General features: G+C 44.7%; 21 protein-coding genes. 19 read left to right on the forward strand and 2 right to left on the reverse strand.

The annotated features are described in order from the left end of the window. The first annotated feature begins 97 nt into the window (after nucleotides 1–97). The 4 genes from IVG45_RS21220 (at nucleotide 98) to IVG45_RS21235 (ending at nucleotide 3160) form a co-directional block, all read left to right on the forward strand. Nucleotides 98–505: a DUF5681 domain-containing protein gene (locus tag IVG45_RS21220; protein ID WP_196435736.1), complete on the forward strand. Its 408-nt coding sequence runs from the start codon at nucleotides 98–100 to the stop codon at nucleotides 503–505. Further along, nucleotides 502–984 (forward strand): hypothetical protein, encoded by a 483-nt coding sequence (locus IVG45_RS21225; protein WP_196435737.1) that lies wholly within the window; start codon nucleotides 502–504, stop codon nucleotides 982–984. Before IVG45_RS21220 ends, IVG45_RS21225 begins: the two co-directional genes overlap by 4 nt. 171 nt (nucleotides 985–1155) lie before the next feature. After that, on the forward strand, nucleotides 1156–1707 hold the full coding sequence (locus tag IVG45_RS21230; protein ID WP_196435738.1) for a hypothetical protein: 552 nt from the start codon (nucleotides 1156–1158) through the stop codon (nucleotides 1705–1707). A gap of 598 nt (nucleotides 1708–2305) precedes the next feature. Beyond that, nucleotides 2306–3160 (forward strand): transglycosylase SLT domain-containing protein, encoded by an 855-nt coding sequence (locus tag IVG45_RS21235; RefSeq protein ID WP_196435739.1) that lies wholly within the window; start codon nucleotides 2306–2308, stop codon nucleotides 3158–3160. A gap of 62 nt (nucleotides 3161–3222) precedes the next feature. On the opposite strand, the gene prsR is transcribed toward IVG45_RS21235, so the two are convergent. Both prsR and prsK read right to left on the reverse strand, forming a co-directional pair. Next, nucleotides 3223–4596: a PEP-CTERM-box response regulator transcription factor gene (gene prsR / locus IVG45_RS21240; RefSeq protein WP_196435740.1), complete on the reverse strand. Its 1374-nt coding sequence runs from the start codon at nucleotides 4594–4596 to the stop codon at nucleotides 3223–3225. Continuing rightward, nucleotides 4596–6662 carry an XrtA/PEP-CTERM system histidine kinase PrsK gene (gene prsK / locus IVG45_RS21245; RefSeq protein ID WP_196435741.1) on the reverse strand — a complete coding sequence of 689 codons (2067 nt, stop codon included), beginning with the start codon at nucleotides 6660–6662 and terminating at the stop codon, nucleotides 4596–4598. Before prsK ends, prsR begins: the two co-directional genes overlap by 1 nt. Nucleotides 6663–6775: 113 nt before the next feature. Between prsK and IVG45_RS21250 the strand changes: the two genes are divergently transcribed. The 15 genes from IVG45_RS21250 (at nucleotide 6776) to IVG45_RS21320 (ending at nucleotide 24489) form a co-directional block, all read left to right on the forward strand. Next, nucleotides 6776–7249 (forward strand): Crp/Fnr family transcriptional regulator, encoded by a 474-nt coding sequence (locus IVG45_RS21250; protein WP_196435742.1) that lies wholly within the window; start codon nucleotides 6776–6778, stop codon nucleotides 7247–7249. Between the two features lie 29 nt (nucleotides 7250–7278). Next, entirely contained in the window at nucleotides 7279–8016 is a 738-nt protein-coding gene (locus IVG45_RS21255) for a PEP-CTERM/exosortase system-associated acyltransferase (protein ID WP_196435743.1), read from the forward strand. 74 nt (nucleotides 8017–8090) lie between these two features. Further along, nucleotides 8091–10505: a tetratricopeptide repeat protein gene (locus tag IVG45_RS21260; protein WP_196435744.1), complete on the forward strand. Its 2415-nt coding sequence runs from the start codon at nucleotides 8091–8093 to the stop codon at nucleotides 10503–10505. A 53-nt stretch (nucleotides 10506–10558) separates the two neighbouring features. Beyond that, nucleotides 10559–11248: a polysaccharide biosynthesis/export family protein gene (locus IVG45_RS21265; protein ID WP_196435745.1), complete on the forward strand. Its 690-nt coding sequence runs from the start codon at nucleotides 10559–10561 to the stop codon at nucleotides 11246–11248. A 21-nt stretch (nucleotides 11249–11269) separates the two neighbouring features. Then, nucleotides 11270–12841 (forward strand): XrtA system polysaccharide chain length determinant, encoded by a 1572-nt coding sequence (locus IVG45_RS21270; RefSeq protein ID WP_196435746.1) that lies wholly within the window; start codon nucleotides 11270–11272, stop codon nucleotides 12839–12841. A gap of 15 nt (nucleotides 12842–12856) precedes the next feature. After that, nucleotides 12857–13756, forward strand: a complete 900-nt coding sequence (locus tag IVG45_RS21275; protein ID WP_196435747.1) for an XrtA-associated tyrosine autokinase — start codon at nucleotides 12857–12859, stop codon at nucleotides 13754–13756. A 118-nt stretch (nucleotides 13757–13874) separates the two neighbouring features. Further along, the gene (locus IVG45_RS21280) at nucleotides 13875–15362 is read left to right on the forward strand and encodes a TIGR03016 family PEP-CTERM system-associated outer membrane protein (protein ID WP_230874682.1); all 1488 of its coding nucleotides are present in this window, start codon (nucleotides 13875–13877) and stop codon (nucleotides 15360–15362) included. A gap of 17 nt (nucleotides 15363–15379) precedes the next feature. Continuing rightward, nucleotides 15380–16405: an XrtA/PEP-CTERM system-associated ATPase gene (locus tag IVG45_RS21285; protein ID WP_196435748.1), complete on the forward strand. Its 1026-nt coding sequence runs from the start codon at nucleotides 15380–15382 to the stop codon at nucleotides 16403–16405. A gap of 4 nt (nucleotides 16406–16409) precedes the next feature. After that, on the forward strand, nucleotides 16410–17537 hold the full coding sequence (gene wecB / locus IVG45_RS21290) for a non-hydrolyzing UDP-N-acetylglucosamine 2-epimerase (RefSeq protein WP_196435749.1): 1128 nt from the start codon (nucleotides 16410–16412) through the stop codon (nucleotides 17535–17537). A gap of 6 nt (nucleotides 17538–17543) precedes the next feature. After that, complete coding sequence (locus tag IVG45_RS21295; protein ID WP_196435750.1) at nucleotides 17544–18410, forward strand: XrtA system polysaccharide deacetylase; 867 nt, start codon at nucleotides 17544–17546, stop codon at nucleotides 18408–18410. After that, nucleotides 18407–19426: a FemAB family XrtA/PEP-CTERM system-associated protein gene (locus tag IVG45_RS21300; RefSeq protein ID WP_196435751.1), complete on the forward strand. Its 1020-nt coding sequence runs from the start codon at nucleotides 18407–18409 to the stop codon at nucleotides 19424–19426. Before IVG45_RS21295 ends, IVG45_RS21300 begins: the two co-directional genes overlap by 4 nt. Nucleotides 19427–19433: 7 nt before the next feature. After that, nucleotides 19434–20633: a TIGR03087 family PEP-CTERM/XrtA system glycosyltransferase gene (locus tag IVG45_RS21305; RefSeq protein ID WP_196435752.1), complete on the forward strand. Its 1200-nt coding sequence runs from the start codon at nucleotides 19434–19436 to the stop codon at nucleotides 20631–20633. A 4-nt stretch (nucleotides 20634–20637) separates the two neighbouring features. Next, nucleotides 20638–21774 carry a TIGR03088 family PEP-CTERM/XrtA system glycosyltransferase gene (locus IVG45_RS21310; protein WP_230874683.1) on the forward strand — a complete coding sequence of 379 codons (1137 nt, stop codon included), beginning with the start codon at nucleotides 20638–20640 and terminating at the stop codon, nucleotides 21772–21774. A 21-nt stretch (nucleotides 21775–21795) separates the two neighbouring features. Continuing rightward, nucleotides 21796–23688 (forward strand): XrtA/PEP-CTERM system amidotransferase, encoded by a 1893-nt coding sequence (locus tag IVG45_RS21315; protein WP_196435753.1) that lies wholly within the window; start codon nucleotides 21796–21798, stop codon nucleotides 23686–23688. Between the two features lie 99 nt (nucleotides 23689–23787). Continuing rightward, the gene (locus tag IVG45_RS21320) at nucleotides 23788–24489 is read left to right on the forward strand and encodes a hypothetical protein (protein ID WP_196435754.1); all 702 of its coding nucleotides are present in this window, start codon (nucleotides 23788–23790) and stop codon (nucleotides 24487–24489) included. Nucleotides 24490–24530 lie beyond the last annotated feature (41 nt).

Genomic DNA, 24530 nt, shown 5'->3' on the forward strand with positions numbered 1-24530 from the left:
CCAGCTAAAACCGCTAAATTATTTTAGCCATTTTAGCGGGTTCGGGGTGTAGGCATTTTCGAGTAAAAAAAATCTGAAACAAGCAGGAATTGAACAGATGGCAAACACAAAATTTAAACCCGGCCAAAGCGGAAACCCGGCAGGCCGACCCAAGGACAAAACCCCGGCGACATTGCTTAGAAAGTCGATAGCCGATGATATGCCGGAAATCGTTAAAACCCTGGTCGAATTGGCTAAAGGCGGCGATGTACAGGCCGCCAAAGTGTTGCTGGATAGGATATGCCCACCACTTAGGCCGCAAGCCTTGCCGGTCAATATTGAAGCCGGGGCAACCTTGCCGGAAACGGGCGGCAATGTCGTTAATGCCACGCTAAACGGCAGTATTGCCCCTGACATTGGTTCGATGCTGATTCGAGCCTTGGCCGAGCAGGGCAAATTGATTGAATTGCAGGAAATGGCCGACCGCTTGCAACGTCTTGAAAAGCTGTTGGAGTCCAGAGCATGAAGCCCGCCCAAGTAAATAAGCTATATTCCAAACTGACACCCCACGAACAAGCGGCGTTAGTCATTGAAGCAGCGGCAAGGCTTGACGAAAGAGAGGCCGATGCAATTATGGAGCAAGTCGAGCGAAAGCATTACATAGCCACCCATGCAGACTACACGCGGCGCATTCATGGCTTAACGGCTCTTATTGGGCAATATGGCATCGAGTATTGGAAAAACCGGGCGCTGATGCTGATAGCTTGCGAACATGCCGAACAGGGTAGCCAACAAGCCGAAGATTCGGCCTTGAAATTCTTGGCTAAAACCTTGGCGCTTGAATCGGCAATTGTCGAGGTTTGCAACCGTCTTAAAGTCGATATTAAGGCAATCAAGATAATGGCGGGTTGTCCTGATAACGAAACCCAGGAGTTTTTGACCCCGGTTGATGAGGAACTGGTAAAGCAATATATCGAAAGTTATGCAGGTTTGTTTACTGGCTGAAATACGCCATACATGGCGCTTTTAGTCTGTGTGATATTGTAACAATCTTGCCGGGTAACACCGGCTTTTTTGTGGGCCGTTTGTTACTTATCTACGCCTCAATAATTTGACACTAACAATTAAACTAATTAACAATCCTAATGTTTTCTACCATAAAAAAGGAATGTGGCAATGACAAAGCTCTCACAAATCGCGAGTGCTGTTTATATATTTGTAAGTGTCGGGTTAATTGGTAGCGCAAAAGCGGAATCAGTAAACTTTGGAAGTTGGTTTGTTGATGTAAGCAAATCAGGGGGCTTTCTTTATGCTGCAACCGTTAACGACAGCGGAAATTTTTTTGGTCAGTATTGTTATCCTGGCAGTGGTTCTTGTATGTGGTTTTTGGGAATGAAAGTTTCCTGTAAAGAAGGGGAGCAATATCCTGTATTGGTTAACTCTGATGTTGGTTCTAATCAACTTCAATTGTTATGCACAGGAAAATTAGACAATTCCCTCTACCGTTATGCGTTTACTGATTTCGACGCAGTAGATGAAGTTGTGAAAAAAGGGTTGCGTGTAGGCTTTGCGGCTCCTTTACAGTCCGACCAATTTACCGTAATTCGTTTTAACTTAGATGGTTCTAATCGAGCGGTAGCCGGAATGCGGGAAGTGGCAAGTCAAGTGATGCCATCAAATACAGTGCCAGCGAGTGGGAATAAAAGCACTCATGATGAAACCATGTAAATCGACAATGTATGTCTGGAAGCGGAGTTTTTATTATTTGTCCCATGGGACACTAGCGGGACACTTACAGATAAATAAAGGCAGTAAACAGCAACAAGCGACAAACAACGAAACAGGCTAACAGATTGATTTAATTGTTATTGTTTGTTGTGTTGTTTTGTAAGTTATTGATTTCAAGGCATTCATAACCCCGAGGTTCCAGGTTCGATCCCCGGTATCGCCACCATTTAATTCAAGGACTTAGGTTTTGCCTAAGTCCTTTTTTTATGCCCGTGGTTTTTAACTGCAGCCGATTTTTGCAGCGACTGATAAAGTGTTGTTAGTATAGTCGTGAAGGTGGCATGGCGCTAAAGCGCGTACTTAGCAACTTGTCAAAACATTGATTTCTCCCTGTCCTTTTGTTCAGTGTGTTTTGCATTGGTTTCGGTTTTTAATATTTCCAATATTGCAATTCGTAGACTTTTAATATTCTTTGCATTGCTAGTTTTTGAAGTTATGCTTCTTGCTGTCTAGGGAAAGGATTGATCCGTCGAAATTTGAAGAGCAAAAGGTATAGACTGGTTTAATCTTTGCGAGGCAGTGAAAAGAAGGGGGAATTATGATCGGAAATAAACAATTAATTATTGGATTGCTGCTGACGGTTTTTGTTCGAGCCGCCTGGGCCGATCAAAAACCTGAGTCGCCAGAGGATGCTCGTAAAGTGGCCGCCACTTATGAACATGGGCGTAACGGCGTTAAACAAGATTATCAGCAGGCGTTTCAGTTGTATTGCCAGGCGGCATTAAAGGGCGATATAGAGTCTTCTTATAATATTGGTTTTATGTACTTTAATGGGCGAGGCATGCCTCGCGATTTGGGCTTGGCAATGCGTTGGTTTAAACAAGCTGCCGAGGGCGGCGATAGCCATGCTCAAAAAATGCTGCTCAGATATGCTGATGTGGTACCTGTCGATGATGCCGCATGTAAACGGCCCGTGCTTGAGCCTGAGCTAAAACTAGTTGCCGATCCTAATCCTAACAGGCAGGCCGTAGCGAACTGGGTGAGCCAAATAGCCCCGCGTTATGGGATTGACCCTGAGTTGGTGATGGCGGTTATTCGAGCCGAATCGGCTTTTAATGTAAAGGCTGTGTCCAATAAAAACGCTCAGGGGTTGATGCAACTGATCCCGGAAACGGCTGAGCGATTTGGTGTGACCGATAGCTGGGATCCGATTCAAAATATCAAAGGCGGTACCGCTTATTTACATTGGTTGCTTAGGCATTTTGAAGGCAAAGTGGATTTGGTGCTGGCCGCTTATAACGCCGGCGAAGGTGCCGTTGAGCGCTATCATGGCATTCCGCCCTATCGCGAGACTCAAGACTATGTTAAACAAATCCTTTCTTGGTACCCTAAGCCCAATCACCCCATTCCTTTAAAAGAGCCCGAGGAAGTGGCTATAAAGAAAAAAACTTAAAGCAGGCTGGTCTCGAGTTTGTCCGGGTGTCATGGTCTATCTGGAATTTCTTTTGTGTTGATTTATTCCTGAGCAAGGTGATTTCGAATCATGTCTTGAATGCCATGTTTTTCGAGTAGGCTGTACAATGTCGGACGGGTGATGCCCAATAATCTCGATGCTTCAGTGATGTTACAATCGGTAAAATGAAGCGCACGTTTAATTGCGGTGACTTCCGCCGCATCCCGAACGGCTTTCAGGTTGAGTGGCATTGAATTGTCAAGTTGATCGCTGATTTCCAAATCTTCTGTTGTAATTAGAGTATTGTCGGAGAGAATAACAGCACGCTTTAGTTTGTTTTCCAATTCTCTGATATTTCCGGGCCAAGCATAATTTTCAATCGCATGTGCGGCTTCACGGGAAAAACGCTTTTCTTTGCAATTATGTTCCTTGCAATAACGTTGCAACAGTGCGTTGCCGATAGCCAAGATGTCCCCCTCGCGATCGCGTAGCGGCGGAATTTCCAGGGTGATTTCACTAAGGCGATAATATAAGTCGCTCCTAAACAGATTTTGCGCTATCAAGTTTTGCAAGTTGCAATGTGTGGCACAAATAATACGCACGTCGACAGGGATTTCCTTACGCCCCCCCAGCCGCTCGATGACGCGTTCTTGTATAAACCGTAATAATTTTGCTTGGAGAGCAAACGGCAGGTCGCCGATTTCGTCCAGGAAAAATGTTCCGCCCTGAGCATATTCGATTTTGCCCTTGGTTTGAACAACAGCTCCGGTAAAGGCTCCCTTTTCGTAACCGAATAATTCGCTTTCCAATAAGGTTTCCGGAATTGCCGCGCAGTTAACGGCAACAAAGGGTTGTTGGTTGCGTTGGCTTTGTCGATGGATGGTTTTGGCCAGCACTTCTTTACCGGTTCCGCTTTCGCCGAGTAACAGGACTGTCGAATGGGTTGGCGCAATGCGTTCAACCATGCGCATCACTGTCAGCATTTGCGGGCTCGTGGCAATCAATCCGGTTGAAAATGTCTGCTGCTGTTGAAGCGTGCGGTAATCCTGTTCTAGGGCTTCAAGATGAAACGCACGGCTAATAATTAAGTTTAGGGTGTCCGGATCGATAGGTTTTTGGTAAAAGTCGTATGCACCGAGCGCAACCGCTTCAATCGCATTGCTGCGATCATCATTGCCAGTCACGACTATGATTTTTGTATGGGGTGCTAATGCCAGAATTTCTTTAAGGGTAGCAATACCTTCGCTGGCGTTGGTCGGGTCGGGCGGGAGGCCGAGATCTAATGTTACTACGCTAGGCGTGAACCGTCTTAATGCGGCAATCGCTTCAGTTCGATTGCTTGCCAAGACGATATCGTATTGATCCAGACTCCATTTGAGTTGTTTTTGCAGACCCGGATCATCTTCGATGACTAATAGAGTGTTGGAGTGGCTCATTATTGATTGTGTGCTAAAGGTAGATGTAAAGTAAAAGAGGTGCCTTCTCCAGGCTGACTCTTAACATTCATTTTTCCGGCATTTTTCAGGATGTAGTCTCTAGCTTCATAGGCACCAATTCCCATTCCGGCATTTCCCTTGGTAGTATCGAACGGTTTAAATAATCTTTCCGCGATGAATTGTTGGTCCATGCCTACGCCGTTATCCATGATGTCAATCACCGCATAATCTTGATCTGTACTCAAAACAAGTTTGACCCAGCCGCCCGGTTTTTGGGTGGCTTCCTGCGCGTTTTGTATCAGGTTGGTGATGATGCTATTTAATTTTGTCAGGTTTGCGCGGATTATGCAGTTTTCTAGGGTGGTTTCAAATTGTAGTGGCGGCGAGCCAATATGATGGCGTTTAATTTTTAGAATAACATCGACCAAATTGATCTGGGAGTCGGAAGAGGGAGGGGCATTGCCCTGTCTTAATTGTTCCACAATATGTTGCATTTTGTGAAATACGTTATTGAGTGTATCAATTGTGTCATCGAAGAAATCGGGATTGTGCTTGTGTTTGTCGGCGTTTTTGACAATTAAGGAAATTTGAGCCGTGATGTTTTTTAAATCATGCACCAGATAGGCGGAAAGGCGATGGTAGGCTTCAAATTGTCGGTTACTGGCTAGGGCTTCGCTGGCTTTATTGAGGGCAATGGCGTTAGCCAATTGCATGCCGACCGTTTTTAATAGATCGTGATCCTCCCAGTTAAGTTTTCTGGGCACTCTGGGTTGAGTCAGGACGGCAAAGGCTTCGAGGTGATTAAGGTGAAACAGTGGAACGATCAACCAGACTTGGCTGTCTTCATAACACCAGGGGGATAAGTCAATATCTTCATAGACTTCCGGCGCGTGTGCCAATTCGAAGAAATCGATAACCCATTGCTTGTTTGCCAAATATTCAGGTAGGTGTTTACCGTTTTTAAGATGGTCGAGTTCTTGAGGGGTCAGACGCAAATTTTGTTCCGCGGCTAAAACAAATTGGCCTTGTTCGTTTTTTAGCCAAAGTCCGCCACCGCTACTTTCCACTAGGCTCATCAGTGTGGTGATGATAAAATTTTTTAACTCTTCCAGTGATTCGAGTTTGGCTAATGCTTTGCTGATTTTTAGCCACTCTTCGCGATAATCATAACTGTAATGAAAAAAATGTTTGCCAAAATAGACTTTGGCTAATGCTCTAATTTTGCCGGATGTAAATGATACAGCCAGCAACAGGATGGCGAGAAAAATAAATACCGTTTGAACGGTTTCGCCCCATTCCGCATTTGCATGCTTCAAGTAGTACCCTGCCGCGGACATCAGAATCAAATAAACGCCACAACCAAATAATATAGTGGTGTAAAAAACTGTTTTACGTGGACTTGTTTGTTCCAAGTTTTGATTGACGTCATCTAGGCGGGGAAGAGCGATTGCCAGAAATGGCACCAATAATGCGTTGATGATGCCGCGTGATTGCCATGATGCAATATCTAAGTGTTTGTAAAGCAGGGATTTGCTGTAGGTAAACAGGTCCGCTACAAAAAGCGCGGCAAGCCCCAAGCAGATGAACTTCAAATTCCAACGCTGGTTCAATGGGGTATTTCGATATAACTGTTCGATAAGGATCAGTCCCAGAACAGCTGATACCACGTGAGCAAAAAAACGTGGATCGGCCTGTATCCATGGGTGAATAAAGTCCAGAAAATTGGGAAAAGCCTCTATACTTGCTGCAAATGACACAAATAGGCCTATCGGGAGCGCAAGTCTGGAGCGGATGTACTGATAATCGTTGCCGTATTTTTGTCTCGACAATAAAGCCGCGAGCAGGAAAAACCAGGAAACGTTCCGCAATGTCTCAAAAATCAGTGTGTCCGCCAGAAAAAACTGACTATCCTGGGTGGTGCGGACGATGGCACCGCTCCAGAATGCGGAAAGCAATGCCGATAGGATAAATAACCAGTAGCGTTTTTTTCTGATGATGGCAAACAGGAAGAGTGACGTGTAGGCTATAGTACTGGTCAGATAACTGAGAAAAATAAAACTTTCCATGATTTGATTATTTCGTAAGACCTTTGGACGAGGATAAATAGCTATCTTATTGGCTATTATAGCTGCAAGTTTTATCCGTAACGGTGATTTGCTTGAGTAATAGATAGGCAGGTATGGAACAAATACTCAACGAGATTTTAAGTGAACCTCAGTTTGCCGAAGGTTCGGCTTGGAAGCGATGCTGGTACCATGCGGGAGAAAAGATCATCGAAAAAGGAGAGTTAGGCAGTACTTTGTTTTTTGTTGAAGAAGGGCAAGTAAGAGTTCTGGGGGGGGCGGAGATTGAGGGTAATAAAAAGATTAATCCTGGTTTATGTGATATGAACGCGGGATCCGTCTTCGGCGATATTTGTCTTTACGGTTCTCATAGAAGGACCGCCTCCGTAGTGGCCTTGACGGATGTCTGCATCTTGGAGATTCGCAGTGATATGTTAAGCATTTATCTGGATGATCATCCGGTACAAGGTTACCTGTTCTTAAAGGCGATGTTTCAAGTGATGGTTTTACGTTTGGAATTGGCAAATGATCGAATTGAGAAGCTTTTGGCCTGGGGACTCAAGGCGCATGACATTGATAAATATCTTTGATTTTCAATGTCATCGAACAGGAGGGGGGTATGATTGAAGAGTCAAATTTTTCTCTGGTTGAGAACTTTGAGCGATATTTCAAAGTGGAGTTAGCCAAATCCGAAGCGCAAAAGGAACAGGTTTTTGGGATTAGGTATCGAGTCTATTGTGAAGAATTTAAATACGAAGCAGTTGATTTGTTTCCCGATCATTTAGAAACCGATGAATATGATAAGGATTCACGCCATTGTCTGATTGTTCATCGTCAGTCAGGAATGCCGGCGGGCTGTGTGCGATTGGTACCTGCCTTGGGAGATCGGGGACGAGTGCCATTACCCCTAGAGAAATATTGTGATTCAAGCCTTGATCAAAATTGTATCGATAGTTGGGCCTTGGATCGTAAGACGGTATGCGAGATTTCCCGATTAGCCGTGGATGGTGCTTTTAGGCGTCGTACCGGCGAAAGTTTAACTCGGTTTGGTGAAATCAGCGGACTGCATTTTTCAGCTCAGGAGCAAAGAACTTTCTCATTGATTGCGGTGGCATGTTTTCTTGCCGCTACTGCTCTGACGGAAATGGATGGGCGCACCAATGTGTTTGCAATGATGGAACCGTTTTTACCGCGATTGATGCACCGGTCAGGTATTGATTTTCAGCGGGTTGGAAAAGACATTGATTATCATGGAATAAGGGCTCCTTATTTTATAACAACACAGTCGGCGTTAGCGAATATGCATAAGGATTTGTTGATGCTATATCAGTGGATCAAGCATAATATTGATGGTTAATGTTGTTTTTCATTTTTTAGGAAAATAAGCCGGTTTGCCTTGTATTCGGTTAAGAATTATTTTTGGAGTAATTAATGTTAATTGGTAAATTTAGGAAATATAAATCATTTTTACCGTATTTAGTGGTTAATGCATTGGTTTTGACGGCTTGTAATTCGCCTGAAGAAATGGCTGACAACCATTTGCAAAAGGGGAAGGAATTCTTTGAAAAAGGTGAATATGATAAGGCTATACTAGAATTAAAAACATCTAGCCAGAGTGGTGATCAACGCTCAGATACCTACTATTACATGGCCTTGTTGGATGAGAAAAATAACAACTTTAAGTCGATGCGGGAAAATCTGTTTAAAACAGTAGAGCTTGATCCAAATAATCTGGAGGCAAGGCAGAAATTAGGTAAAGTGCATCTGCTTTTTGGTGATTTGGATAAAGCCTTGGAACAGGCGAATTTTGTATTGTCGGCAAGGCCCGAAGATGCAGACTCAAAGCTTTTAAAAGCTTCGGTTTATATTAGGCAAGGTAAAAAAGACCAGGCAACAGAAATCGTTGACACAGTAATAGCCGCAAATTTAGAAAACATTGATGCGTTGTCATTGAAAGCTGCAATATTTTTTGAAGACAATCAGCTTGATAAAGCATTGGATTTAGTCAACTCCGCTTTAATAAAAGACACAAAAAACTTGCCACTTAGGCTTTTCAAAATCAAGATTAATGCAAAACGCAATAACATTGAAGCAATTATTGATGATTATAAAGAGTTGGTAAGAATTTATCCCGATGCTGAAAATTTTAAATTGAGTTTGGCATCCATTTATTCCATGACGGATAAGTTAGAGTTGGCGGAAGCTTTATTGCGTGAGATGTTGGATAAAAATCAAGATAAAGTAGAGCCGAAAATTGTATTACTTGAATTCTTAAACGCGAAAGTTAAAGATCGAGTTGAAGGCGAGTTTAAGTCCATGTTGGCAAAGTCTGGAAAAAATTCGACAGCCATATTGGAATTGTCTAAGTGGATGTTGGCTTCGGGCTATATCGATGCTGCATCCGGTGGATTGATGCAAGTTGCTGAGATGGAAGGCAATAGTAATACAGGATTAACAGCCAAAACAATACTTGCGGAGATTGCTTTAAATAAGAAGGAATATGAAAAGGTTGAAAAGTCGATCGCTGAAGTTTTGGCAGTTAATTCCGACTTTGTCGAGGCTAGTTTACTTAAGGCTCGATTGCTTCTGGCACAAAATAATCCTGATCAAGCTATTGAATTATTAAATAAAACAGTTTGGACCAAAAACGACTCCGATAATGCTTTTATGCTGTTAGGGCAAGCTTATGTTCTTAAGAAAGATCAAAAACAAGCTGATAAAAATTTTAAGCAGGCTTTGGAAATAAATCCTGCTAATATTCAGGCATTTTCTCCAATTTATGGTGGCTATTTACAAGCTAATCAGAAAGAAACTGCCAGGCAGTATTTGGATAAGGCTTTAAAAAGTAAACCGAATCAGGCGTTGTTTTTAACTAACAAAGCCGAATTAGATATTTTGGAAAAAAAATGGGATGATGCCCAAGAGACAGTTCAGCGACTAGCACTATTCTCGAAAAATAAGGCAGTGCCTTTTTATTTGCAAGCAAATATATTGCAAGGCAAAGGGCAGTATGCGGATGCAATAAAACTGTACGAAAAATTACTTGTTGAATTTCCAGAACACTTAAATTCAATGGCCAATCTGGTTAGATCCTACGAGGCATTAAAACAACGCGATAAGGCTCTGAGTTTTCTTGAGGCTCATCAAGCTAAACACAAAGATAACCTAGTCGTTGTGGGTGTTTTAAGCGATATTTATATGGCAAATAAGGATTATGAAAAAGCCAAGCAATTGCTCCTCAATCAGATAAAAATGTCGCCAGACAAGTCTGTACCATTGTATTTGGCATTAGCTAAAGTTGAAGCGGTGCTGGGGAAAGGTATCGATAATGCTAGAGAGGTCTATGTCAAAGGTCTACAGGTAAATCCGGACGATCCGCAACTCTCCATGGCTTTAGCCGGGTTGTATGAGCAAACCGGAAATAAAAGCGAAGCTCGTAAAATTTACGAGCGATTAATAGCTATGAATCCTGATACCAACTTGGCAATCAACAATTTAGCTGCCTTGCTGATAGAATCCAACAGCAGTGAAGATGTTTTAAAAGGCTTGGAAATGGCGGAAAGATTTAAGGATATGGATAATACCTATTTTCAGGATACTTATGCTTGGGGATTGGTGAAGAATGGAAAAAGTAAGGAAGGTTTGGCGGTTTTGGAATCGCTGGTTGTAAAAGAGCCAAAAATGCCAGAGCTTCGCTATCATTTAGGCGTGGCCCATTTCAAAAGTGGTAATAAGGCGACCGCAATAGTTGAATTAAAACAAGCAATAGCCCTGTCGGAGAAGCAACAGAAAGCATTCGCGGGAAGAGATGAGGCAAAAAAAATGCTGAGCGAGCTTGAGCATTAGTTGGTTTTTGATAGTAGGGTTATTCGAATTTTGTAGACTAGGAATTTGTGAGTATGGTTATCATGGGGATTAATGCCGTGTGGCATCGTATCGGGCTGATGGTTGTTTTGTTGATTGGTTTTAGCGGTTGTTCGCAGCCGTTATTAGAGGATGTGCGGCAAGCTTCTGATTACACCTATCGAATTGGGCCTGGCGATAATGTCAATATTTTTGTTTGGGGCAACCCTGAGTTATCCACCTCGGCGGCAGTGCGTCCGGATGGCAAAATAACTGTACCCCTTGTCGAGGAATTGTTGGCCAGTGGTAAGACACCATTTCAATTGGCTAGGGATATCGAAAAAGTTTTATCAGTCTATGTGAAGAGTCCACAGGTTGTTGTGATGGTCTCTGGGTTTAAAGGCGTTAGAGATCAGCAAATTCGCATTATTGGTCGAATTGGCGGTGGTGGTGGCGGAGGTAGCGGCGGTGGTGGTAGCGGCGGTGGTAGCGGCGGCGGTGGCATAGGTCGCTATCAAGGAAAGTCCATACCGTATGAAAGAGGAATGACCTTGCTGGATGTGGTGATTCAAATCGGATTGAATCAATATGCCGATGGTAACAGGGCTAGTGTTATTCGTGATGTCGATGGAGATTTAAAGTCATATCGGGTGCGCATTGATGATTTAATAGATGATGCGGATTTGTCCGCAAACGTGCTGATGATGCCCGGCGATATCTTGATTATTCCAGATGCTTATTTTTAAAAGAAGTTTTAGTGCCTAAAAATGCAACAAGAACTTACTGAAGTATATTTTTATTTAAAAGGTACGCTTAAATACAAGCGCATAGCCGTGATGTTTGCATTGCTGGTTTGTATTTGTAGTTGGACCTTTGTCTTTATAATGCCCGATAAATTTGAATCCAAAGCGAAGGTGCATATCGATTCATCGACAATAATAAGGCCATTGATGAGAGGTATGGTTATAGATCCGGATGTCTCGGCATTGATTAGAATCATCCAGCAACTGATGTTTACTAGGCCTAACTTAGAGAAAATTATTGAGTTATCGCAATTAAAGCCAGTAAAGACTGGGGCTGTCATTAGTGGTGACTTCATTGAAGCGTTAAAAAAAGACATAAAAATTTCTGGGGCCAAGGATAGAGATATATTCGACATTAGTTATTCTTCCGCTGATCCAGAAACAGCTAAAAGTGTAGTTCAAGCAGTGTTGACGGTTTTTTCAGAACAGGCGCAAGGTAAGGCTTTGGCTGATGCAAGTGATGCGCAACGATTCATCGAGCAACAACTGCGTGATTATGAAATAAGGTTACAAGAAGCCGAAAAGGCAAAAGAAGATTTTAAGCGGGCAAATTTGGATCTTATCGGCGGCGAATCAGGTCAGCTTGGTGTTTTGAATCAGTTAAAGGAACAATTAAACACCGCTTCGACAGCTCTGGAACAAGCCATAGCCAGAAAAAATGTACTCGGCGAGCAAATAGAGGAGGTTCAAGATTCCGATGAAGATTGGGGATTATCCACTATCACGGAAAATGTGGTACAGGAAGATGCAAAAATAACCGCATTGAACGATAGAAAAACAGAACTATTAATAAAATATACTGAAAAACATCCCGAAGTTTTGGCTATTGATAAGTTGATTGAATCGATACGGAAGCAGAATGAGCAGGAAAAAAATATCCAGCAAGAAAAGAATGCTCAGCAGGAAAACGAGATATTGCTGGATGATTCAAAGGCCGAACCTATTGGGGCTAAAAAATTAGCAAATCCCTATGTCCAGGCTTTAAAAATGGGATTTGATAATGCTCAAGCAGAGGTTGCTTCAAATGAAGCTCTGATCAACTCAATAAAAGCCAGAATAAAGGAAATTGAGCAAGGCTTGAACGAAAGATTGGCCATCGAAACGGAGATGAAAAATTTAAATCGGGATTATGAAACGATTAATGGAAAATATTCCGAACTCCTAGAGCGGCGCGAGCAGGCTCATATAACCGAACGTGTGGACGACCAAACCTCTCGGCTTAAATTTAAGATTGCAGATCCTCCAACTAGGCCTAATAAGCCTTCCTCACCTAATCGAAAGCTTTTTTACTCCATGATTTTGGCTGGTGGACTCGTTGTCGGGTTTGGAGTTGCATTCCTGATTTATTTCATTCGTCCGGTTTATATGTCTCCTCGGCAGGTTAGGGTGGTAACAGGTTTGCCATCTTTGGGCAGTGTTTCACTTACTAACCAAGGTATTTCTAAGGGTAAAGGTTTTGATTGGCTATTACTGCTATCAATCATGTTTTTATTGGCAGGTTATATTGGAATTATGTTATTTGAAATATTCAAATAGCGTTAGGTGGATTTTATGAGCATTATTGAGAACGCTTTAAAAAAAGCCAATAAACAAGGCTTGATTGATAATAGAAACATTGAAGATGTGGCAATACCTCATCCTGAGCTAGATCCGGCTATTGAAAATAAACAGTCGGAACCTATGCTCGCCCACACTGAGGTCCAAAAGGGGCCGGATAATCTGGTTTCCATCAACTGGGAAATTCTGGCTGCCGAAGGATTTATCGACCATAACGATGCTAAATCGCAATTGGCGGAAGAGTTTAGGGTTATAAAACGGCCATTGGTGAATAATATTCAAGGTGTCGATGTCAATGGTATTTCTCGCCCTAACTTGATTTTAATCTGCAGTAGCCTGCCGGGAGAAGGAAAGACTTTTATATCGATTAATTTAGCTCTAAGCATCGCTAATGAAATGGATAAAAGTGTTCTTTTGATCGATGCCGATGTGGAGAAACCTAGTATATCCAAGCAGCTAGGTATCAAGCAGTCGCCGGGATTGATTGAATATTTGGAAAATGACAAGGTTACATTCTCTGATATTTTACTAAAAACGGATCTGCCGAATTTAAGTGTAATACCCGCGGGGAAACGCCATAAATATTCTACGGAATTATTGTCCAGTCAGAGAATGTATCTATTCGCGGAAGAGGTTAGCCGTCGTTATAAGGATAGGATTGTAATCTTCGACTCCCCACCGTTGCTTGTTGCCACTCAAGCGCAAATTTTGGCTGAGTTAGTTGGTCAAGTGGTGTTGGTTATTGCGGCGGAGGAAACCCCACAAAACGTGGTCAATGAATCAATCGCTAAATTAAGTAATTGCGATGTGGTGATGACGCTTTTGAACAAGACCAGAAAAGAAATGGATCTGTACGGGCATAGTTACAGTTATGGAAAGTATGGGCACGCATAAGGAAAGTAAGGTTTTACACGCGATTCTATTAGAATCGCTTGTGATTACGCTTTTTTATGGTGTGTGCGTGCCAAGCAAGGCCTTAGCCTTCGATTGGCGAATGAGGCCGAGTCTATCGATGACTGAAATGTTTTCCGATAATCTTGCCTTATCGGATAATGCAAAAAAAAGTGGATTTGTTACTGAAGTGGCTCCTGGAGTGTCGTTATACGGATCATCCCCTTGGAGCAATTTTAACCTGAATTATCGACTGCAAAGCCTTTACAACGCGGGCGGGCGTGACGCTATAGATGTCAATCATCAATTGCAGATGAAGTCACTCTATCAAGCTGTTCGTAATACGCTGTTTTTGGAAAGCAGTAGTTCAATCAGTCAGCAAAATGTTAATAACTCTGTTATAGCGACGGATAATCTCACCGGCAATAGTGGATCAATTGAAAATAGAAATTTTAATATATCGCCTTATTGGACACCACATTTTGGCCAATATGCCAGTGGGCTTTTAAAGATTGGGTATCAACACTCGACTTTTGATAATGCCAATAATTCTGGAAACTCTCAAGATACAACGAGTAGTTCTATCTTTATATCTGATTCCGAAACTATTACAAAACAGGCTCGACTAGCCAGTGGGAGTAAATTCAATAAAGTCAAGTGGAACGTGAATTATTCGTCTCAGGATCAAAGCAGAACCACTGGCGATGATGTCTTATTTGAGCAGTATCAGGGCGAAGCGCGTTATTTTTACAATCGAAAATATAACGTCTTTGTCCAGGGCGGCTATGAGAATAACGACTATCAGACCACTAATGATAATATTAAAAATGGCTTTTTTTATACCGTGGGCGGGCAGTGGAGCCCAAGTCGGTTTTACTCGATCGAGGCAGGTTATGGTAATAATAAGCATGTAACCCTGCATTACAGCCCATCCGCCAATTTAACTTCTACGATTACTTATCGTAACAAAGATGTCGGATTGAATACCGGCAGTTCTTGGGATGCGAATCTGAATTATCGAGTTCAGCAAGCGCGTATTGGTTTTAATTACAGTCAGGAAACGACAACGGTGCAGCAGGAGTTGGCGGAACAATCCATTTTTTATTTGACCGATTCTTTTGGTAATACCGTAATCGATCCCGTCACTCAACAGCCTCAACAGTTTATTATTAATTCACCGAATCCGGTTGATGATGTCATTATCAGTAAACAAGCTAGGCTAACATTCAACTATCAAAGCGGTAAAAGTTCCTATAATGCGGCTGTCTATAATACGCGCCGGACTTATGAATTGAGCTCCCAAGAGGATAATGTATATGGGGCCTCGGCCGGTTGGCAATGGCAATTTGCACCACGTCTCAATTTCTTTTTGCGGCCTACCTGGCAATCCTCGGATATTACTGGGTCGACTAATAGTGTCTCAAATACTTCGGGATCCGGTTATGATAGGTACGATGTGGCTTTGGGCTTGACTCGTTCAGTGCCTATTAATTTAGGCCGGCCATTACTGATGAATACTAGTTTAGAATTCCGTCACATTGATCAAGTCTCTGATGCTAATGGTTACACTGAAAACCGGGCTACAGCCAATTTCGCTGTTCGTTTTTAATCTATAACCCCATATCTATGTACGACGGATTTTATAACCTCAGCCAAAAGCCGTTTCAATTAAGCGCCGATCCGGATTTCTTTTTTCAAAGTTCAGTGCATAAACGGGCCTTGGCCTATATGCAATATGGTTTGACCCAAGGCGAAGGCTTTGTATTGGTTACAGGATCGCCCGGTACCGGTAAAACCATGCTGGTCAAAAGTCTTATTCAAAATTTGAATAAAGACAAACTGTTGATAGGTGTGATGGTGACATCGCAAGTAGGTCCCGAGGATACCTTGCGTTTGGTGGCGTCAACTTTTGGTTTTCAGTATCTACATAATGATAAAGCCAGTTTGTTGACGAGTTTCGAAAAATTCATTGTCGAGAAAGCCAGGGAAGGGCGGAGATTATTGTTAATTGTGGATGAAGCGCAAAACCTACCCAAGCAATCGTTGGAAGAGTTGCGCATGCTGACAAATCTTGACGTCAATGGTGCTCCGGTTTTTCAAGTGTTTTTGATCGGGCAGCCGGAGTTAAAGCGTACGATTTATGCAGCGGATATGGAACAACTGAAGCAGCGAATTGTGTCGACCTATCATCTGGACCCTTTGGATGTAGAAGAAACCAAAGATTATATTTTGTTCCGTTTACAGACGGCCGGCTGGCAAGGTAAGCCCGAATTTCATCATGGTGTGTTTGCGGATATTCATGAGTTTTCCGCCGGCATTCCGCGTCGAATCAACTCTATTTGCGATCGGCTGTTATTGTTTGGTTATTTGGAAGAGTTGAGCGTACTTGATAGTGGCGCGGTCGAAAAAGTCATTTCGGAAGTGAAGGAAGAGATGTTGCTTGAAGATCGTGATGATAACGTTTCATCATCGTTCACTGCCACCGTTCGTCATATGGACGCCGAGCCGGGTTCGCTGGAAGAGCGATTAGTCAGGTTGGAAAACAACATCATTAGTTTACAAAACAACGCCAACAAAGAAAAAGCCTTACTCAGAAAAGCCATTTTAATTCAGCTGGATATGGATTCAGTCTATGACGATAGCGGGAAATAGCATTATGTCGGCCAAAACTCTGGTTTGCGTTGTGGGCGCCAGACCCAATTTCATGAAAATGGCGCCCATCATGCGTCAGTTGCAAAGTGTCAATCATCTGATCAAGCCCTATTTGGTGCATACTGGCCAGCATTATGACCGGGCTATGAAAGACACCTTTTTTCAGCAATTAGGCATACCGGAACCGGATAGGGATTTAGGCGTAGGTTCCGGGAGTCATGCGGTACAAACTGCTAATATCATGTTGCAGTTCGAGCCTGTTCTGGATGAAGTGAAACCGTTTGCGGTGTTGGTGGTGGGCGATGTCAATTCCACCATTGCTTGCGGATTGGTGGCCGTCAAAAAGCAGATACCTTTGATTCACGTAGAAGCCGGGCTGCGTAGTTATGATCGAGAAATGCCGGAGGAGATCAATCGCATCTTAACCGATCAGATTTCCGATCTGTTATTAACCACGGAACGTGCGGCGGCTGATAATTTGAGTAAAGAGGGGATAGATGCCAAACGCATCTGTTTTGCCGGCAACGTCATGATAGACAGCTTGTTAAACAACTGTGCGCAAGCCTCGTCTCTACATACCACTCTGCAAGCTTACGATTGTAAACAATCGGTTACCGAGAAAAATTATGCCTTGTTGACGCTGCACCGTCCGTCTAATGTGGATGAACCGGAGACTTTGGCTCGCCTGATAGGCGTGATTAGCGAAGTGAGCAAGAAGTTGCCGGTGATATTTCCGGTGCATCCCAGAACGCAGCAAAAAATCAGTCAGGCAGGCCTTTTAACTGAATTGCCGGAAGACAGAGTGATTATGTTACCACCGGTTGCTTATCTGGAAATGTTAGGTTTGATGCGGTCCGCAAAATTAGTGTTGACTGACTCGGGTGGTTTGCAGGAAGAGACCACTGCGTTGGGCGTTCCGTGCATTACCCTGCGCGAGAATACCGAGCGCCCGATTACAGTGACGGAGGGTACCAATACCATTGTAGGTACCGACACGAACAAAATTATGCAGTGCGTAGACGATGTTTTGATTAGCGGCGGTAAAAGTGGGCGTATTCCCGAATATTGGGATGGGCGGGCGGCTAAAAGGATAGTGGAGGAAATCGTGCGTCGTTATATCCGGACGGATTAAATTGACATGATTGCCAGGACAGTGACCAATGCAATGACAGTGGATGTGGAGGATTATTTCCAGGTTTCCGCATTTGAAAAGCATATCGCCAAATCGGAATGGGAAAACCTGCAACACCGGGTTGCGGACAATACCGATCGTATTCTGGATTTATTTGCCCAGCACCAAGTTAAAGCCACGTTTTTTACCTTGGGTTGGGTAGCCGAGCGCTATCCACGGTTAATACAGCGAATAGTCGCGGAAGGTCACGAATTGGCCTCGCATGGTTACGAACATGTTCGAGTCACTCAGCAGACTCCGGATCAGTTCCGGGCCGACATCAAAAAAACCAAGCAAATGTTGGAAGATATTGGCGGCCGAAAGGTGATCGGCTATCGGGCCGCCAGTTATTCGATAGGCGCCCAAAATCTTTGGGCTTTACGAATTCTGGAAGAAGAAGGGCATTTATACAGTTCCAGTATTTATCCGGTTAAACATGATTTATACGGGATGCCGTCGGCGCCTCGTTTCGCCTTTCATCCGGAAAACACCGAAACTTTGCTCGAAGTTCCGATTACAACGCTAAAAATATTGGATCGGAATATACCTTGCGGCGGCGGCGGCTTTTTTCGTTTATACCCGTATCTTTTTTCCAAATGGGCTTACCAATACATCAATTCCATGGAAAAACAGCCCGGTATTTTTTATTTTCATCCCTGGGAAATCGATCCCGAGCAACCTCGCCAACAGAACTTGCCATTAAAGTCTCGAATTAGACATTATTTGAATCTGAGTCGGGTGGAAAATCGACTTACTTGCCTACTTAATGATTTTGCCTGGGATACCATGCAAAATGTATTTCTGGGTTCCAAAACCGCCAAAACACAACCATGATCAAACTACTGGAGCCGGCGGATTATCTGCGCTGGGATAACTTTGTCGCGGCTTCGGCAGAAGCCAGTTTTTTTCATTTATCGGCTTGGCGGGAGGTTATCCGGCAGGCGTTCGCACATAAAACCTACTATTACTTCACCGAGCAAGATGGCGAAATTACCGGTATTTTGCCGCTGGTGCATATCAAGAGTTTTCTGTTCGGTAATACATTAATTTCCAATGCGTTTTGTGTGTATGGCGGTATTGTTGCCGCTAACGAACAAGCCTTTAAGGCCCTGCAAGATCAGGCCCAACAGTTAGCCCGCGAACTGGGAGTTGATTGTCTTGAAATGCGCAATCGCCAGCAGCGGCATCCGGATTGGCCGCATAAAGAGCTGTACGTGACTTTTAGAAAACAGCTGGATGCCGATCATGAAAAAAACATGAACGCCATTCCGCGCAAGCAGCGGGCCATGGTACGGGCAGGGATCAAGGCCGGGTTGGCCGGCGTGATTGATGAGTCAGTTGACCGTTTTTATCAAGCCTATTCGGAAAGTGTCAGAAATCTTGGTACACCGGTTTTCCCCAAACGCTATTTTCAAATTTTGAAACAAGTTTTCGGCGATGATTGCGAAATTCTTACCGTTGAGCATGAAGGCCGCTTGGTTGCCAGTGTCATGAGTTTTTACTTCAAGGATGAGGTGTTGCCTTATTACGGGGGCGGTACGGATCTGGCTCGCGATTTGAAAGGCAATGACTTCATGTATTGGGAAGTGATGCGTCGCGCGGTGGATAAAGGCTGTCGGGTATTCGACTTCGGACGCAGTAAGGTTGATACCGGTTCCTATCGCTTTAAAAAGCATTGGGGTTTTGAACCGGAGCCTTTGTTTTACGAGATCGATTTGGTCAAAGCTTCGAAAATTCCGGAAATTAATCCTCTCAATCCCAAATATCAATTGTTTATTGCTGCCTGGAAACGATTGCCTCTATCCGTCAGCCAAGTAGTGGGGCCCTGGCTGGCGAAAGATTTGGGATAATGTTACGATGGCAAAATTATTGTATCTGGTTCACCGTATCCCGTATCCGCCCAACAAGGGCGACAAAATACGTTCGTTTCATTTTCTGAAAGCGTTGGCGGAGCAATATCAGATTTATTTGGGTACGTTTATCGATGATCCGGATGATAGGCAGTATGTCGAGGCTTTAAAGCCCTATTGCAAACAAAGTTTTTGCATTGATTTGCATCCAAAATTGGGCAAGCTCAAAAGCCTGGCCGGTTTTTTGACCGGTGAGGCCCTCAGCTTGCCGTATTATCGTAGCTCAGCCATGCAGGCATGGGTGGATAAAATCATAGCCGAGGAAGGCGTTGAGCGTGCCTTGATTTTCTCCTCGCCGATGGCGCAATATCTGGAAAAATATCCCAAACTACATGTTATTGCTGATTTCGTGGATGTCGATTCCGATAAATGGCGGCAATACGCTGACAGTAAAAGCTGGCCGGCTAGCTGGGTTTATCAGCGCGAAGCGAAAAAACTGCTTAATTATGAAGCCGTTATCGCTCGCCAGGCCGATGCAACTTTGTTTGTTTCCGAGCAAGAAGCGCGGCTTTTTAAACAATTGGTCCCCGCTTCGGCCGATAAGATCGGATTTGTAAATAACGGGGTCGATACCGAGTTTTTCGATCCTGACTTGGACTATGTCAGTCCATTTCCTCAAGACCTTCAAGCCATTGTGTTTACCGGGGCCATGGATTACTGGGCCAATGTCGATGCCGTGGTCTGGTTTGCTCAACGGGTTTTTCCATTGGTCAGGCAACAATGCCCGCAAGCCCGGTTTTTCATCGTAGGCTCCAAACCGGCCAAACAGGTGCAACAGCTTGCCGAGGCGGATGCATCGGTCATCGTTACCGGCCGTGTCGAGGATGTCAGAACCTATATCGCCCATGCCGATGTGGTGGTGGCGCCATTACGGATTGCCAGGGGTATTCAGAACAAAGTGTTGGAGGCGATGGCCATGGCCAAGCCCGTCGTGGTTACAGCGGCGGCGATGGAAGGAATAGCCGCCAATCAGTCTATTCGAGTGACCGTGGCAGATGCGCCGAATGAATTTGCCGAACAGGTCGTGCGCTATTTGCGGCAATCGATTGCACCCGTAACGGAAAATCGCCGATTTGTGCAGGCCGACTTTAGCTGGGAGCACAATGGGCAGCGCTTATGCGCATTGTTGGCCGGTGATGGAGCTTAACCCGGTGTCGAAGTTACAGCCGCCATTGATCGTGCATATTATTTACCGATTGGGGGTCGGCGGGCTTGAAAACGGCCTGGTTAATCTGATTAATCGTTTGCCCGCCGAGCGTTATCGGCATGCCATTATTTGCCTGACCGACAGCACGGACTTCAGTCTGCGCATTCAACGTCCGGATGTGATTGTTTACGAAATACATAAAAAACCGGGGCAGGACTGGGGTTCATTTGTCAAGATTTATCGGCTGCTCAAGCAGATTAAGCCTCAAATCGTGCATACCCGTAATCTTGCGGCGATTGAATACCAACTCTGCGCGGTACTTGCCGGCGTGCGCTATCGGGTGCATGGCGAGCATGGCTGGGATGTATTCGATCCCGAGGGTAATAATGTGAAATATCAATGGCTGAGACGCTTGTTTGGGCTATTGATTCACCGCTTCATTCCGCTATCACGGCAATTGCAGAATTATTTGCAGAACAAGGTAGGGATTGCCGCCGGAAAAATAAGCCGCATATGTAACGGAGTTGACACGCAAGTGTTTTATCCTGAAGGCGCTGCCAGGCAAACTCCCGATGGTTGTCCTCTTGATTTGGGCAGCAAATTGGCTATCGGCACCGTGGGGCGCATGCATGGTGTCAAGGACCAGCTGACCTTGGTTAAGGCATTTATTGCCGCTTGCCAACAATCGGTGGTTTTTAGCGAGCGGGCTTGTTTGGTGTTGATTGGCGATGGGCCGTTACGGGAAGAGGCGATCGATTTACTCAAAGCCAGCGGTTTGGCGGATAAAGCCTGGTTGCCGGGCGAGCGGAACGATATTGCACAAATTCTACGTAGCCTGGATTTGTTTGTGCTGCCTTCCAAAGCGGAAGGCATTTCCAATACCTTGCTGGAAGCCATGGCCACGGGCTTGCCGATTATAGCCACCAACGTGGGGGGGAATCCGGAGTTGGTTTTAGAAGGGCAAACCGGTTATTTGGTTGAAAAAGAAAATCCTATCGCAATGGCGGCAGCCATGCTTGAGATGATTATGGATGATGAACGGCGTAAACAATTTGGGGCTGCTGCTTATCAGCGGGCGCGGCGGGAATTTTCCATCGATAGCATGGTGGCGAGCTATCAACAGGTTTATGACAGACAATAACCCAGTTCAGAGAGAAAAAACATGTGCGGCATAGTCGGTATTTTTGATATTCATGGCAAAACCGAAATAGACCGCGATTTGCTGTCGCGGATGAACGAATCGCAATTCCATCGCGGTCCGGATGAAGGCGGTTTGCATACCGAGTCCGGCTTGGGGTTTGGACACCGGCGTTTGTCGATTATCGATTTATCCAGCGGCCAACAGCCGATGCACAGCCAGGATGGCAATGTGGTGCTGACCTATAACGGCGAAGTCTATAATTTCCCCGAGTTGCGGGAAGAGTTACAAACTTTGGGTTACCACTTCCGAACCCACTGCGATACCGAAGTCATCCTATACGCCTGGCAGGCCTGGGGCGAAGCATGTGTAGACAGATTGCGCGGCATGTTTGCCTTTGCGATTTGGGACCGCGCGCAACAAGTTCTGTTTCTGGCCCGCGACCGCTTGGGCATCAAACCCTTGTTTTATACGCAATTGCCGAACGGCCAATTTATTTTCGGTTCCGAACTCAAGGCTCTGAACCTGCATCCGCTATTACCCAAAACCATCGAGCCAACGGCAATTGAAGATTATTTTGGCTTTGGTTACATCCCCGACCCGAAAACTATTTACCAAGGTGTATATAAACTGGAGCCAGGTTATTGCTTAAGCATTAAACGAGGGCAGCAATCCTGGAAGCCACGGCAATATTGGGATGTAAAGTTCGACTCATCGCAAAATCGCGGTGTCGATGAAGCCGGACAGGAATTGATCGAGCGTTTGCGGGAGGCGGTCAAAATCCGGATGGTAGCGGATGTGCCGCTCGGGGCCTTTTTGTCGGGCGGCGTCGATTCCAGTGCCGTGGTCGCGTTGATGGCGGGCTTGTCGCCCGATCCGGTCAATACGTGCTCGATTTCTTTTGGCGATCCGAAATTTAACGAATCCCAATTCGCGGCCCAAGTGGCGGAGCGCTACCATACCGCGCATCGGGTAGAGCAGGTCGATCCGGACGATTTTAGCTTGATTGATCAATTATCCGGTTTATATGACGAACCCTATGCCGATAGCTCTGCCTTGCCGACCTATCGGGTATGTGAGCTAGCCAAGAAACAGGTTACCGTGGTGTTGTCCGGCGATGGTGGTGATGAAAATCTGGCGGGTTATCGGCGGCATCGCTGGCATACCTATGAAGACAGAATGCGCGCTTTGTTGCCGGATGCCGTGCGAGTACCGCTGTTTTCCACATTGGGGCGTATTTATCCCAAGCTGGATTGGGCGCCGAAGGTTCTGCGGGCTAAATCGACATTGGAATCCATCGGTCGCGATTCGATGGCCGGCTATTTTCATAGTGTTTCGGTGATGTCCAATGAAATGCGCAATCAGTTATTCAGCGCTCAGTTAAAAAGCCAATTGCAGGGTTATCAAGCCATCGAAGTCTTTCGACGATATCGTGATCAAGCCCCGGAGCATCCATTGTCCATGGTGCAATATTTGGACTTGAAAACCTATTTGCCAGGCGATATTCTGACCAAAGTCGACCGGGCCAGCATGGCGCACGCGCTGGAAGTTCGGGTGCCGCTACTCGATCATAAATTAGTGGAATGGATGGCGACTTTGGCGCCTGACTTGAAGCTGAATGGTCGCGAAGGCAAATATCTGTTTAAAAAATCGTTGGAAGTCTATTTGCCCAACGATATTCTTTATCGGCCGAAAATGGGCTTTTCCGTGCCGCTCGCTAGTTGGTTCAGAGGGCCGTTAAAACAACGTGTACAACAGGCATTATTAGGCGATACACTGCGAAAAACCGGCTGGTTCGATGACGCATTTTTACAACATATTGTTACCCAGCATCAGGCCGGGTTAAGAGATTACAGTGCGCCTATCTGGTCACTGCTGATGTTTGAAGCATTTTTGAGAAACAACCTTGGTCAATAAGTGTTTTAGGTGAGTAATCTGTACAACGGTGCAATAGACAGGCATTGAGTGTTTTGCTAGAGTGTGACATAGTTCAAATTTTATTAAAGGCGATTCGATATGAGTGCGGAAAATAAGAAAGTAGTCAGGCCGGACGAAAGCCGAAATTCTAACCTAGCGGTTGATAAATCACGGCGCTCGTTTTCTAAAGCAGGTGTAGTGGCACCGGTTATCATGACATTGACCAGCAAAACCGCCTTGGGAGGTGTTTATCAATGTACTATTTCCGGGATACAGTCAGGCAATCAGTCAAGCCACCCCGGCGACTACGATTGTGGCGTGGGCTTTTCGCCGGGTGGTTGGCGGCAAAATGCAGTCAAAACAGGCAACCAGGACGGCAATCTCAATCAATGGTGCTTGGCCAGCGTTAATCCCTTTACCATTAGACGGATAAGAATAAATGGCTCGTACGTTAAACAAGTCTCCTATAAAGGCGAATGGAAGTCGGGGGGGGACTGGACTGAAATATACAATACTATAAAGACTAAATTCGGTTCTGGGGCGTTAGCGACAACCTTTCAGTTTATATTTGGTAGCAGCAGCTTCGGCGATACGTCTATGTGGGATATGCTCGACAAATATGATGGTAGTTTGGAGTTTCATGCGATTGCCGACTATCTTAACGCGGCATTAAATCAAGCGACAGGCGCATTTAATCCTGTCTATGAAGATATTACTCCCGCGTATATTGTCAGCATATACAATAGTACGACTCTATCGGCCACACAGAAAAAAGAATATTTCGAGCTTATTCATCATTGATAAGCCTAATTTATGAATTATTGAAAGGATATGGCGGCTTC

This window comes from Methylomonas sp. LL1 (genome assembly GCF_015711015.1).
Taxonomy (GTDB): domain Bacteria; phylum Pseudomonadota; class Gammaproteobacteria; order Methylococcales; family Methylomonadaceae; genus Methylomonas.